This is a genomic window from Halobacteriovorax sp. HLS, from assembly GCF_004006665.1.
Classification (GTDB): Bacteria; Bdellovibrionota; Bacteriovoracia; order Bacteriovoracales; family Bacteriovoracaceae; genus Halobacteriovorax.
This window is the reverse complement of sequence record NZ_QOCL01000001.1, coordinates 198,399-211,452: the sequence shown is the minus strand read 5'-3', so window position 1 is coordinate 211,452 and position 13,054 is coordinate 198,399. Positions and strand designations below refer to the sequence as shown.

At 34.5% G+C, this 13,054-nt stretch carries 14 protein-coding genes; 6 read left to right on the top strand and 8 right to left on the bottom strand.

Annotation, left to right across the window (positions count from 1 at the left end):
- Position 1: 1 nt before the first annotated feature.
- A complete protein-coding gene (locus DPQ89_RS01045; protein ID WP_127714270.1) occupies positions 2-1,108 on the bottom strand; it encodes a peptidogalycan biosysnthesis protein in 1,107 nt (368 codons plus the stop codon).
- Between DPQ89_RS01045 and DPQ89_RS01040 the strand changes: the two genes are divergently transcribed.
- On the top strand, positions 1,107-1,745 hold the full coding sequence (locus DPQ89_RS01040) for a class I SAM-dependent methyltransferase (RefSeq protein WP_127715034.1): 639 nt from the start codon (positions 1,107-1,109) through the stop codon (positions 1,743-1,745). The two genes, DPQ89_RS01045 and DPQ89_RS01040, sit on opposite strands and share 2 nt — an antisense overlap.
- On the opposite strand, the gene DPQ89_RS01035 is transcribed toward DPQ89_RS01040, so the two are convergent.
- From DPQ89_RS01035 to cmoA, 3 genes are read right to left on the bottom strand one after another with little or no spacing between them, the layout of a single operon-like run.
- A complete protein-coding gene (locus DPQ89_RS01035) occupies positions 1,732-2,115 on the bottom strand; it encodes a YbaN family protein (protein ID WP_127714268.1) in 384 nt (127 codons plus the stop codon). The two genes, DPQ89_RS01040 and DPQ89_RS01035, sit on opposite strands and share 14 nt — an antisense overlap.
- Positions 2,096-3,088, bottom strand: a complete 993-nt coding sequence (gene cmoB / locus DPQ89_RS01030; RefSeq protein ID WP_164848207.1) for a tRNA 5-methoxyuridine(34)/uridine 5-oxyacetic acid(34) synthase CmoB — start codon at positions 3,086-3,088, stop codon at positions 2,096-2,098. The genes DPQ89_RS01035 and cmoB overlap by 20 nt, the downstream gene beginning before the upstream one ends.
- The gene (gene cmoA / locus DPQ89_RS01025) at positions 3,088-3,816 is read right to left on the bottom strand and encodes a carboxy-S-adenosyl-L-methionine synthase CmoA (RefSeq protein WP_127714264.1); all 729 of its coding nucleotides are present in this window, start codon (positions 3,814-3,816) and stop codon (positions 3,088-3,090) included. The genes cmoB and cmoA overlap by 1 nt, the downstream gene beginning before the upstream one ends.
- A gap of 116 nt (positions 3,817-3,932) precedes the next feature.
- On the opposite strand from cmoA, the gene DPQ89_RS01020 reads away from it, so the two are divergent.
- The 4 genes from DPQ89_RS01020 to DPQ89_RS01005 all read left to right on the top strand — a co-directional run bounded on the left by DPQ89_RS01020 (position 3,933) and on the right by DPQ89_RS01005 (position 8,305).
- Entirely contained in the window at positions 3,933-4,619 is a 687-nt protein-coding gene (locus DPQ89_RS01020; RefSeq protein ID WP_127714262.1) for a hypothetical protein, read from the top strand.
- Entirely contained in the window at positions 4,612-5,301 is a 690-nt protein-coding gene (locus tag DPQ89_RS01015; protein WP_127714260.1) for a response regulator transcription factor, read from the top strand. The genes DPQ89_RS01020 and DPQ89_RS01015 overlap by 8 nt, the downstream gene beginning before the upstream one ends.
- Before the next feature lie 81 nt (positions 5,302-5,382).
- A complete protein-coding gene (locus DPQ89_RS01010) occupies positions 5,383-7,296 on the top strand; it encodes an ABC transporter substrate binding protein (RefSeq protein ID WP_127714258.1) in 1,914 nt (637 codons plus the stop codon).
- 100 nt (positions 7,297-7,396) lie between these two features.
- Entirely contained in the window at positions 7,397-8,305 is a 909-nt protein-coding gene (locus tag DPQ89_RS01005) for a fatty acid desaturase (protein ID WP_127714255.1), read from the top strand.
- A 30-nt stretch (positions 8,306-8,335) separates the two neighbouring features.
- On the opposite strand, the gene DPQ89_RS01000 is transcribed toward DPQ89_RS01005, so the two are convergent.
- Entirely contained in the window at positions 8,336-9,238 is a 903-nt protein-coding gene (locus DPQ89_RS01000; RefSeq protein ID WP_127714253.1) for a hypothetical protein, read from the bottom strand.
- Between the two features lie 136 nt (positions 9,239-9,374).
- On the opposite strand from DPQ89_RS01000, the gene DPQ89_RS00995 reads away from it, so the two are divergent.
- Positions 9,375-9,977, top strand: coding sequence for a hypothetical protein (locus DPQ89_RS00995; protein ID WP_127714251.1), 603 nt, complete (start codon positions 9,375-9,377; stop codon positions 9,975-9,977).
- A gap of 6 nt (positions 9,978-9,983) precedes the next feature.
- Here the strand turns inward: DPQ89_RS00995 and DPQ89_RS00990 are convergent, their stop codons facing one another.
- From DPQ89_RS00990 to DPQ89_RS00980, 3 genes are all read right to left on the bottom strand, one after another.
- On the bottom strand, positions 9,984-10,562 hold the full coding sequence (locus DPQ89_RS00990; RefSeq protein ID WP_127714249.1) for a hypothetical protein: 579 nt from the start codon (positions 10,560-10,562) through the stop codon (positions 9,984-9,986).
- Positions 10,563-10,708: 146 nt separating this feature from the next.
- On the bottom strand, positions 10,709-11,122 hold the full coding sequence (locus DPQ89_RS00985; RefSeq protein ID WP_127714247.1) for a hypothetical protein: 414 nt from the start codon (positions 11,120-11,122) through the stop codon (positions 10,709-10,711).
- A gap of 19 nt (positions 11,123-11,141) precedes the next feature.
- Positions 11,142-12,989 (bottom strand): DUF4105 domain-containing protein, encoded by a 1,848-nt coding sequence (locus DPQ89_RS00980; protein ID WP_127714245.1) that lies wholly within the window; start codon positions 12,987-12,989, stop codon positions 11,142-11,144.
- Between the last annotated feature and the right edge of the window lie 65 nt (positions 12,990-13,054).

The window sequence follows — 13,054 nt, the reverse complement described above, 5'->3', positions numbered from 1 at the left end:
ATTAAGTAATTTTTTTGAAGGGTAGTTTCTTAGATAACTCTTGAATATAGAATTTCGTTTGTTCTTTTTCCTCATCGACGAAGTGATAAATAGGCTTAGCAAGTGTATCATCGTTAATAAAGTGTGCACTATAAGTTAAAACAGGTTTAAACCCTCTTTGAATTTTGTGTTCTCCTTGAGCACCTGCTTCAAAAATATCTATCTTATTTTTTATACAATAATCTATCCCTTGATAGTAACAAAGTTCGAAGTGTAGGTTAGAATACATATCAAGACAGCCCCAGTATCTACCATAAAGCTTCTCTCTTCCTTTAAAAAATAATGACGCTGCTACCAGCCTTTCATCCTTAAAAGCCCCTATTAGTAATAGTTGTTGTGGCATATTTTTGAAAATACTTGCAAAGAAAGATCGATTTAGATATGCATGAGCACCTTTTTTATCAACTGTACTTAGGTAAAGTTCATAAAACTCATCAGTGTATTTACCTAGTTCTTCACATGAAATATTTCTAATATGTAATTCAGTATTTCTCTCCTTTAGTATTTGTTTCTTTTTCTTTGTTTTGAATGTTTCTAGATAGTGAGAAAAACTGTCGTAGTTTTCATTCTTCCAATGATACTGGAAGGAATGACGTATTTTGAAACTGATAGGTATTATTTCTAACTCAGTTGATTCTAGAAAGAGTAGATGAGTTGATGAGTAGAGGGAATCTTTACTTACATCACTTAAATAAGTTAATAACTCATTGGTTGACTTAGAGCACATCGATATAAAGGTTCTATTAGTCACAGGTGAGTACGGATGTTGAGAAACTAATTTAGGATAGTAGGACTTTGCATTTCGCTGAAAGAAGTCTGCCCAGGCCCAGTCAAAAATATATTCTCCATAGCTATGCATTTTGCTAAATAGAACCATGGCAGCTTTTAATTCATTATCTTGGAAAGAGAGTATATATTGAGGCTTAATACCTCTTTCGGCTCCAATAGAGCCACTATCTTCTAATGCTTTGAAGAAGTGATATTGGTTAAAGGGGTCATTTTCATGTACCAGTTTATTCCAATCACTTTCTTTGATATCATTAATGGAATCAATCACTTTTATACTCATGGAGAGTTCCTTGAACGATGAATTAGATGGAAAATTGAGAGTTATAACTGCTCAAACGTTAGGTCACTATAATGGTAAATCTAAAGAATTTTGGCAAGGAACAAAAGACCATGATGTTACACAAAATATTGAATCTCTTCTGAGTCATATTCAAGGAGATGGACCTTTTGATATTTTAGACTTTGGTTGTGGCCCAGGAAGGGATATAAAGTCTTTTTTCAAGCTAGGTCACAGGGTAGTAGGCCTTGATGGGTGTGAGAATTTTGTTGCTATGGCAAAGGAGCTAACCAGTTGTGAAGTTCTTCACCAAAATTTTCTAAGCCTTGATCTTTCGCAAGAATCATTTGATGGAATCTTTGCCAATGCAAGCTTGTTTCATGTGCCCGCTAGGGAACTTACTAGTGTCTTAAAAAAGTTACACAAAAGCCTAAGACCGTCTGGAATTCTGTTTTCTTCTAACCCAAGAGGGGACAGAGAAGGTTGGAGCGGTGATCGTTGGGGAAATTACATGGAAATTGAAACTTACCGAAAATATTTAGAAGACTCGGGTTTTGAGTTGATTCACCACTATTATAGACCTGAGGGAGTTCCAATAGAGCAAAGGCCATGGTTAGCAACTCTTGCTAAGAAGATTTAGGATAACTATTTCTTGTGAGTATAAATAATAGAACACAGAGTCCACTTAATGCGACTATGACTTTTATCCATGCTTGTACATTTACAAAAATAATAGTGTAACTAAAAAGAAGAGTAATCATAAATGTCGCGAGCAATTTTGACTTTGGTCCAATTACTCGATCTCTTTCCCAGTCCTGTATAATTTTTCCTATTTTTGGTCTTGATATTAGCCATGAATGTAGCTTCTCACTACCTTTAGAAAAGAAATAAGCACTCAGTAGAACAAATGGTGTAGTAGGTAGAATTGGTAGAAAAATGCCTATGACCCCTAGTACAAGTGTGCAAAGTCCTAATGCTATGAATAGAAGTTTAGTTGTTCTGGTTAGCATTTTGTGCCGGCTTCTTCCTTGCTTTTAAACAGAATCTCATTGGTGCTGGATGTCCTTCAATAGTTTTAGTGAGGTCATTAGGATCAAGAAAATCTTCAAGCGATTGACTTGGAGGTGGACACCAGTCTGTTAATCTTTGTTCTTCAAATGTAAGTGGAGTTGCGGCCACAACTTCAACATCTATGAACTTTGCTTTTTTAAGCCAATTAATGAAGCAGCTTAATGTTGGAACAAAGAAGACATTTCGCATTTTTGCGTATCTATCTTCTGGAAATAAAGCATAACTTTCATCTCCAGGGATTCCTATCGTTTCAATAATTGCTTGACCACCTGGCTTAAGAGCATTCCTAATATTAATGAGTTGCTCTAGAGGATGTCTGTGATGATAGATAATACCCATTGAGAAAATGACATCAAACATTTCTTTAAATGAGTTTATATGTTCAACTCCAAACATCTCAAAATGAAGATTTGGTACCTTTGCAAAGTGTTGTAAAAATTTAAACTGTGTCTCACACTGGATTACTGGGTCAATCCCTAGAAGTAATTCCGGATTTTGATGGGCCATTCTAAATAGGAAGTAACCATTATTACAGCCAATATCTAAAACAGTTTTTCCCTCTAGATCGTCTACGTGGTCTTTTAAACGATTCCACTTAAAGTCACTTCTCCATTCAGCGTCTATATATTCACCATAGAAATTAAATGGTCCTTTTCTCCATGGAATTAAGGCCTTGGCGGCTTGAATATATTGATCCTTTAATTGCGGGGTAATTTCTGAGGGGTTACCTATGACTACCGCATCTACTCCTAGGTCTGTTGCGTGTCCTTCCACTTCTGGAAGGCTTTTAAGTAGCGCCTTTAAATCACTATTGGATTTTCTATCTATCCAAGTGTCGCAATCACTTTTTAATTGCGATAGAAAATCGAGATCGACTTTGTCTTTGTATGGCAGAAGATAGTCTAATGGCACTATTTAACTCCTAAGTAGCAGGCAAAGTTATACCATCTGAAAATCATTTCCACTTTTTTGAAGCCGGCCTTTCTAAGTTGTTCCATTTGTTTTTCTGGAGTAAGTGGAATGAGAACATTTTCTAAGGCCTCTCTTTTTTGAGAAATCTCTAGCTCAGAATACCCGTTTCTTCTTTTGAAGTCATAATAAAGCTCAATTAGTAGGTCATTAATAGTGTGACCTGAGCTTTTGATTTTTTCAGAGAGGATAAACATTCCGCCCTTGTCTAAAGACTTGTAAACTTTCTTTAGAAGGTCAGCTCTTTGTGTGGGTTTTATGAACTGGAGAGTATAGTTCATTATAACAAGTCCAGATTTTCTGAACTGAACATCCTGAATATTCTTGCACTCAAGCTTAACGTTTTGAACACCGTTTTGAGAGAGCTTTTGCTCACACTTTTCTAGCATTGGTTGAGAGTTATCAATTCCAATATAATCAGGAGACTTTCTGCTCTTTTCTTTGAAGTGTTTGTCGATAATAGAGATTGTTGTTCCAGTCGAACATCCTAGGTCGTAAATGGCACCGCCATTATAGTTTCGATCGATTAGATCTAGGGTTATTCGATGAATCTCGTCATAAAAAGGAACTGAACGACTTACCATGTCATCAAATACCTCTGCGACTTCCTGATTAAACTCAAAACTCTTAATTGATTCCAGTTCTGTGGCGAATACTTTGTCCTTTTTCATGAGAAACTTTGTAGCATAGCTCAAATAAATTGTCTTTTTAAGTTCCAAATAAACTTCGACTAGATGCTTATAGATTTTTAGTTTATAATATCAATTACAAAGAGATAGGTGAGAATATGGAAACAGTAAAAATTGAAAAGTATGTTGACGCAATGCTGGAATCTTCCAGTGTCGCAGCTCATGATATTTCCGGACAAATTCATGTTATGCAGTTTTGTGTGGAAGAGCTAGAAAACCATATTGATACTGAAGGGATTAAATATCTTAATCGCCTACAAGATAGCTTGGATGAAGTTACTGATCTTATTACTTTTTATCGAAGTTATATCAAAAAATCTTCTCTGATTACTGGCCAAATAAGTCCTAAGAAGCTTTTTGAAAATGTTGTCCATTCTCTACAGGTACACTTTTGGAACGAGTTTAAGAAATTAAAATTTGATACTTCTGAAATCGATGATTCTGTCTGTCTTGATGCGTCAAATGAAGAACTCCATTCTGTTCTCTTTTCGCTTATGGCCATTTATCTTGAAGAGCTTAAAAAAGGCCAACTTGTTGACTCAGTTGTAAAGTTAAAGCTAAAAGTACTTGACTCTAAATATTCTGAGTTTACACTAGAAAGCGTGCTACCAGTGGATGAAGCTGTTTTTTTAAAGCTTGATGATTCTTCTTCACCTGGTGCGAAAGTATTTAGAAAGAATTTAGGTCATGAAATTATTTTGAACTCAAGTAAGTACGATATTTCATGTTCAAACGAAGGAGAGAACTTTTTGGTTTCTCTTAAGATAAAGGTTCTCAATGTCTGATTTAATGAATGCGAAAGATAAGTCTCTCTGGTTACTAGAAGATGATAAGGGCTGCCAATTTGTTTATGAGCAGACTTTAGATCATAGATATAAGACAAAGTACTTTGAACGATTGGATGACTTTGTCGCTACACTAGAAAGCGCTGAGTCTTCTCAATTCCCAGATATGATCGTCGCTGATCTAATGCTAGGAGATGGCAACTTTCTTAACTTTCTAACAAATTCGAAAGATTCTAATATTCTAAATATTCCGTTTATTATTGTTTCATCTATTGATGATATTGATGCTTTAAGATTCTGTTTTAAGGAAGGCGCTCTTGACTATCTAACGAAGCCTTTTAAGAAGAATGAATTATTAGTAAAAATTGAAAATGTGTTATCAGGCGCGAGTAGACCTAGAAGTATTGAGTCTGGCCACAAAAGCGTTAGTCTAGATGGGAACGATATCGAGAACTTAACGGCAAAACAAAAGCAGTTACTTTCACTATTTTTAGACTCTCATGATAGAAGTATTACTCGAAATGATATTCTAGAAAAAGTTTGGGGAAGTACGAATGTTCATCCAAAAACTGTAGATGTTCACCTGTATAATCTTCGAAGAAAGTTACATTCATTTGGTTATATGATTCGTTCGGAGGGGGGCGGCCGTTGGGCCCTACTATCCGATAGAGTCGATAGTTAGAGTTCTTTTTGTTTCTTAAGATTATCTAAATTTTATTTTTTTACTTTTCCTAAGGATGTAGTAGTTCTATTATTGCTAACGATGAAACTTCTATTAATATCTTTGTTTTTTCTTACTGCTCCGGCATTTGCTTCAGGTTTAATCGCTGAAGATGAAATGGTTGTAGTCCTTCATTCTTATAGTAGAGGTAATATCTGGACAGATTCAATTGATAATGGTGTTCGGACAACGCTTTTAAGTAAATTATTTGCTCATCAAATATCATCAGAATATTTAGATACGAAAAGATATATTGGAGATAAGTACCTAGATAGTTTACTTGAAACCTATAAAGTTAAACTTAAAGGCAAGAAAGTTAAGGCATTTATTACTTCAGATGATAATGCTTTTCACTTTGCAATTTCATTAAGAAAGAAACTCAACGTTGATACACCAATTTTCTTTTCCGGAGTTAATGGTTATCTAAATTACAAAGAAACTATTTTAAAAACGCAGAAGAATATAACAGGAATTGTTGAGAGCCTTCCACTTAAAGAAAATATTGAACTTATTTTAAAGACCCATGCAAACTTGAAGAAAGTTTACTTCATTAACACCATACACTCTGCAAGTGGAAGGTTTGTTAAAAAAGAATTTCAAAAGGTTGTTAACGAAAATAACTTTCCTTTAGAATTTATTTATTTAGAAAATTTAAAAATGCAAGATGTCTATGATCTTTCCAAAGACTTTGACGAAAGTAGTGTTGCTCTTTTTGGTGCTTACTCGAGAGATTCAGAAGGTAAATACTATCACTTCACTGAAAATATGAGAAACTTCTCTAGGCACTCTTCACGGCCTGTTTACGCGTTCTTTGATTTTTTTCTCAATCATGGTGTCATTGGAGGCGTTTTTCTAAGTGGTTACGATCATGGAAAGATGGCAGCTGAAATGACTCTAAAATATATTTCTGGAACACCTATAGATGATTTAAAAATTGTTAGTGAAAGTCCTATTAGGACTTATTTTGATTTTAATGTTCTTAAAAAGTTCGGTATGACTTCTAAAGATGTTGAATCTTCAGCAACTATTGTAAATAGTCCTTTCGGTATTAAATATTTTTATAAAAACTTTCCTCAATTATTCTGGTTAACAATTACCTCTTTAATATTTTTAACTTTCTCAATTATTTTCTTGGCGATTATTCTTAAAAATAAAATATCTTTTGAGAGAAAAATAATTGATCTAAACAGAACTTTAGAAGATAGGGTAGAGAGTCGAACACAGCAATTACTTGAACAACAAGATGTACTTGTTACATCTGCGCGACTTGCATCTGTTGGCGAGATGGCAAGTTCAATTGCTCATGAAATTAATAATCCTCTCGCCATAATTCAAATGCTGAGTAAGAAAATTCAACGGGGATTAGGTGCTACTAGTGAACAGGCATCTTTTTTAAAGATGGATGAGACTATCGCTAGAATTTCAAAAATAGTAAAAAGTTTAAAGCTCATTTCTAGGGATGATAAGGGAGTCGACTTTGAAGATATCTGCCTAGAGGATATAATTAGAGAAACAATTAACTTCTCTGAGAGTCGATTTAAAAATGCAGGTATTATAATTAAGAATAATATCCATGATTCTAGAACTTATATCAATGCAAATTCGGTTCAAATTTCTCAAGTTCTAATAAACCTTTTAAATAACTCTTACGATGCTATTAGTGATAATGAAGAGAAATGGGTAAAAGTCGATTTAAGGCATGAGATCGGGTTTGTAAGTCTGATTGTAACCGATAGTGGACAAATCAAAGATAAGACTATCTGTGATAAGATGATGGACCCATTCTTTACAACAAAAGCTGTCGGAAAGGGGACCGGTCTTGGTCTAAGTATATCTAAAAATATAATAAATAAGCATGAAGGGGATCTTTACCTAGATAAGCTTTGCGTAAATACTAGTTTTGTCATAACGCTTCCATTAGCAGAAGCTCCGCATTCAAAAAATGTAAGTATCTAAAATTAAAAGAGGGGCTTCTCTTTTACATTGCTTTTACAAAGTAAACACTTCTATCACGATACACTTTCTATAGTTAGTAACCTTTACGATAGAGGACATCGTGGAAAATAAAACTAAAATAGATTGGGTAAACACATTATTTCTTACTTTAACGCCACTCGCTGCAATAGTGTTAAGCTACTATCACTTTAAGATAGATGGATTTATGCCTAGCATGTTTGTAGCAGCTTTTTGCTTTACTGTTCTTTGTGGTATGTCAATTACGGTTGGTTATCACAGGCTCTATTCGCATAAGGCATTTGAAGCCGCTACACCAGTCAAGCTTTTACTACTCATTTTTGGAGCAGCTGCTTTTCAAAACTCATTACTAAAGTGGGGAAGTGACCATAGAGTACATCATACACACTGTGACAAAGAAAAAGACCCATATAATATTAATAAAGGATTCTTTTGGGCCCATATGGGATGGATTCTTGTTAAGGAACCATCAAAGTTTAAAGAAGAGTATCCAATGTCAAAAGATCTTTTGAAAGATCCTCTCGTAATGTGGCAGCATAAGTACTATCTTCCAATTGCTGTAATTGCTGGAATTATTCTTCCAGCATTTGTAGGTTACTTATTAGGAAGTCTTCTTGGTGGTCTTGCAATAATAGCCTTTAGTAGAATTGTTTTTGTTCATCACTCTACTTTCTTTATTAATTCTCTTTGTCATATGGTTGGGACAACTCCATATTCTGAATCTCATACAGCTAAAGATAGTCCATTAATGGCCTTATTTACATTTGGAGAAGGCTATCATAACTTTCATCATACATTTCAGGCCGACTATAGAAATGGAATTAAATGGCATCACTTTGATCCGGGGAAATGGCTTATTTGGAGTTTAGACAAGGTTGGGCTAGCGTCGAAACTTAAGCGTGTGCCTGATACTACAATTGAAGCGGCAGTGCAAAGGGTGAATGAGAAAAGAAAACATCCAGATTTATTAGTTGAAGAGAAATTTGCTTAAATATAGAAGGACCCTTAAAGGGTCCTTTTTTTATAAGAAATTTGGGATGACATAAATTTGATTAGGGCTCGATAAGCCGTAGCTTGAAAATGTTCCAACAAAAGATCCATCGGCAGGGTTGATTTCTATAATGTGATGATATGTGGCGTCTGCAACGATAAGATTACCGTTAGCTAGCTGAGCAACACCACGAGGAGAAGGGACTGTTGTTGTATCGTTGTAGGTAGCTGAGGCGGAGGAGAGGCTCGAATTATAGATAGAAACTGTGTCAGTTGATCCAGACCAGCTTGTCGCTATTGTCCCATCACTGAGTTCGGTACATCCATAGCCATCTGTCGTTCCACCAATTCCTGAAGCCGTGGAGTTTTGCAAAACGCCTGCTGCTGTATAGGTTCTAACTACGTCACCACCTCTGGCGCAGACAATGAAGCCTCCATCAGCTTTAGGGTAAACATTTTCAACATTATTTATACCACCTGTCAGAGGAAAGCCTGTCGTTATTCTATTTCCATTGGTATCAAATTTTTCAACACCATTTGATTCTGCAACAATTATGCTTCCATCTGTGAGTTGAGCTACTCCTCGTATTGAACCGGAGAGAAAAGGTGTTTGAATAAGGGCCCTGGCACTGCCATCAACAGCTGAAATGGCCATGACTCTGTCTGCTCCATCAACGGCAACTAAGACTTCAAGAGTGTCTGCCTTCCAACCAACTCCATATGGGACCTCTACATTATTTTGTACATCGTAAAGAACTCTTTTAAAGTTTCCGGTACTATCAAGAAGGACTACTGAATCATTAGTAATATTGGTTACAACCACATCGCCTGGTTGTACCACAAAATTTGAAAAGGTCTCTATAGGTTCTTCAACACAACCCATTATTAGAAAGAGCATTGTAAGTAGAAGTAGTTGACTATTAAGCTTTTGCATCGGAATCCTTTAGGTTCTCTTTGTTTACACCTGTATTATTTTAGCAAGTATTAATCGTTGATTTCATCGATCGGAAAAGTCTTCCTTAAGGAAAAATGTAGCATTTCTTGGTAACATCATAAGAAGGAGGGGACATTTGACCTACCGATTTAAAACTGTACTAATTTTCGCAAGTATTCTTTCTTGCTTTTCCACATTTGGATTAAGTTACCTTGGGGTGAATGGTAATCTTTCTAAAGTTAGTTACGAACCCATGTCACAATATAATGTTGAACCCATTGGTTTAGGTGTTGGCTATCTCTTTGGAATGCGTTCTGGATTTGCTGGAATAGAATTTTCATACTCTGGACTTAAAGCAAAGGGCAAGATTAGGCATGATAGTGCTGATAATACAATAATTCACACACAAGGGACTTACGCAGCTATGCTAAATCTCTACCTTAATCCAAGATTGTACTTTAAGTTTGGATACGCGCTGTACAAGGTAGATCATACATTAGAAAACGGTGTTACCTCAGCAAAAGAAGCTTCTATTAAAGATATTTATGGCATGATGAACTCTTCTAAGGGTGGTCTTGCTTATGGCCTAAGCTTTGACTTCTTTAAAGTGAATAGAGGATTTAATCTTTATACTTCAATTGATAGATACTCATTTGATAAACTGGGAACTACAACTTCAATACAAGTTGGAGCTAAGTTTCTCTTTGACTTCGGATTCAAGTCTCTCTTTTCTAGATAGTAGAATCTACTTCATTGATTCATAAATCTCTTCTAATAAATTAGACTGGCTATCGAATAGAGCAAAGAGCTCACTTTTTTGGTTACTATTACATTCATTTGAAGCTAATAGAAGATTTGTCTTATTAAGACTTTTTGACAAATTTAAATAGCTAATTGATGACCCACTCGAAGCAGGGGATCTAGTATCTTCTAATTTCTTTTTAATCAACTCTATTGAAAATTGACATGAGTCAGTCGCATTAAATTTTGATCTAAATATCTTAGATTGAAGCTGGTACTTTGAAATATTCAAAGTCATATACTCCATATTCTTTGAAAGAGAATGACAGTAATTACTAGATTTAAACTCTAGTTGAATTTGAGTTAGCAGTTGATCCGCTTGATCGAGTTGTTTATCAATTTGACCAATATTTCCATTTTCGATCATCTCTTCTACTTTAATTAAATAATCTTTAGCATCGATAAGGCGTTGTGCCTGTTTGTTAAAATGGAGTTTATTATTTGAAGAGCATTCGTAACCACCATCATAGGCAAGAGTGCTTATTGAGCTAATTAAAAGAATAAGTAATAGTAGTTTTCTCATACTCTTATTAAAGCAAAGCTTATGCCAAGGGTGTTTGGTAAAATCAGTAACTTAAGTGGTGTGAAGTGTATGTAATTTGATCAGTGTCTAAAGATTGGTATATAAATGACTATTAAAAAAGGCCTTCCGAAGAAGGCCTTTATAAATTACTTAGATAATTCAATTAAGTAAGCTTCAAGAATTTCTTCATCAGAAAGTTCCTTATCTTCATTCGCTGCTCTAGTCTCATCAACTAGCTTTTGTAATGCACTAGTAAGCTCTAATGAAGAGCCTTCTGCTGTTGCAAGAGCAAAAGTTATTTCTGATTCAATGAAGTCTCTATTATAATCATCATCTGCCGCATCAGAAGTTGTTAGAAGAATTAAAGAAGAAGCAAGCATTCCATCAAAGAATCCATCTCCATAGTCTGCATGATTGTGACGATGTGAGTGACTTGTCGTTCTACAAGTTTCAACTCTTCTTCCATAAGAATCTCTAGTTGTTCTACATCTTGTTCTTTCATGAGCAAGTGATTGTGCAGCAGTTACTAATAAAATAGCTGTTACTAATAATTTTTTCATGTGTTTCTCCATTGTGTGTTTATAAGACATTTTTAAGGGCCTTCTTAATTATTAACTTATTAATATTTGACTCTTCAAGCTGAGAAAACTCATCTTGAAAAACTTCTTTATAAATTGATTGTAAGTCTTTTTTTAGCTGGGCCAGTTCCTCTTGAGCGTAGTAAGAGTCATCAGATACAACTTGTGTAAGATCACCTTCTTGAGGAATTCCATAGCCACTATTATTTGAGTTTGTTCCAAATATAATAGTGTTTTTTAATTCAACAATCTTTGGAAAAATCTCTTTAGCATCTTCGATGTCTGACATTTTTTGAGATTTTGACTGCATTGAATTTAGTAGCAGGTTCCCTGTTACATAATGGGCCTGGGATTCAACGGCAAATAGGTTTAATATACTTTTCTTTTTCGCTGTTTTAAGAATTTCTTCAATGAACTCTCGTCTTTTCCATGTATCAAGATTTGTATATTTCTCTATACTATCTATATAAGAGAATTCAGGTGCAAACTTTCTTTGATTTCTATTAACACTTGGTCTCTTAATTCTAATTTTTAATACATCTTTATAATTTGAATATAAAGCTTTATAACTTCTATCTAACTTTGATTTAAAGCTTTCGTAAAGAAGACCCTTGGAGATATTCACTTTCGTTTCATCGAATTTGTAATCGAATATTATATTATTCTTTTTTACAAAATTGAGTATCCCTAGGGGTGTTAAAACTCTTTTTTTGTAAATTTCATCATCGTTGTATGAAACTTGAAGAAATTTAAAGGCTTCATCTGCACAATTATTGGTAAAGAAGTAATATCTTCCTGAATATTCCCAATAGACTCTTATTAAGTGGTTTAAGAATCTCTCTTTTTGCAAAGAAGTGAATTTAATAGGAAGACTCATGAGATCTCTAAGTTCGGCCCTATTATACTGTCTTTTCATTGAATCTAGATCGGTGATAACAAGATCGCTTGGATAGTCTCCTCTGATTCCTTTGATTGCATTAATATTTACATCTGAGACTTGAGCAAGAAAACCAATTACTGTGAATGTCCCTCTCTTTCTACACTTCTCTAAAGACCAATCAAGAGGGCAAGAGACAAGTTTAAACATACTATGTCCCCATCTACTCATCATTGCTTTACCCTTAGAAGCAAAGAGGTAATGAATTTCTCTAATATTATCGAAGTTTATATCAATTGATCCCACTTTATGGGTGTCTGAGAAGGAAACTTCTCTTAATGATTTACATACATGATTGTTAAATGGAATATGATTTAGGTTCCTTGAGAAAGCACTGTAAAGGTTTGGTCTTCTACATTTATATTCTTTATCCAAAATAAAATATTCGAAATTTACAGCAATAAACTCTTTTAAAGAACTGTACTCATACTTGTTAGGAGACCTTTGAGAGTATGTATTCAAGTTCTTTGTTTTTTTAGATTTTAATTTCCAAAAACCAAGCGCTTTAAACTCGGCCTTATTGTGAAGCAAATCTCTATCAGAAACTTTGTTTTCATAAGCATGAATGAATTCATGTAAAAGTGTTGAGACAGCTGTTTTATAAAAAGACTTATGTTTACATTTAAAGTCTTCTTGTTCACTTGCAAGTAAGTATGGATTTAATTGTTCACTTAAATATATTTTCCCATCGCTGTGCTTTCCAAAAATAAAAGGAATGTCATCACAAGGTGAGTTAAGTCCCACTGAATTGAGTTTCGTAAATTTAATTGGTGTATTTTCAAGAGTGATGACTTTCTTAACTGAAGCAGGGAGTAGCTCATATGTTTTGACGACAAATTTACTTTGCTTTGAATTCGCAAAAGCACTTGTCGAAATCAACATCATTAATGTGATAAACAGCTTTAGGGCCATATAAGTCTTCCTTTATGAAGACCCTTTATATCACTTTGTTGATGCGTCGTGTTGATACGTGAAAA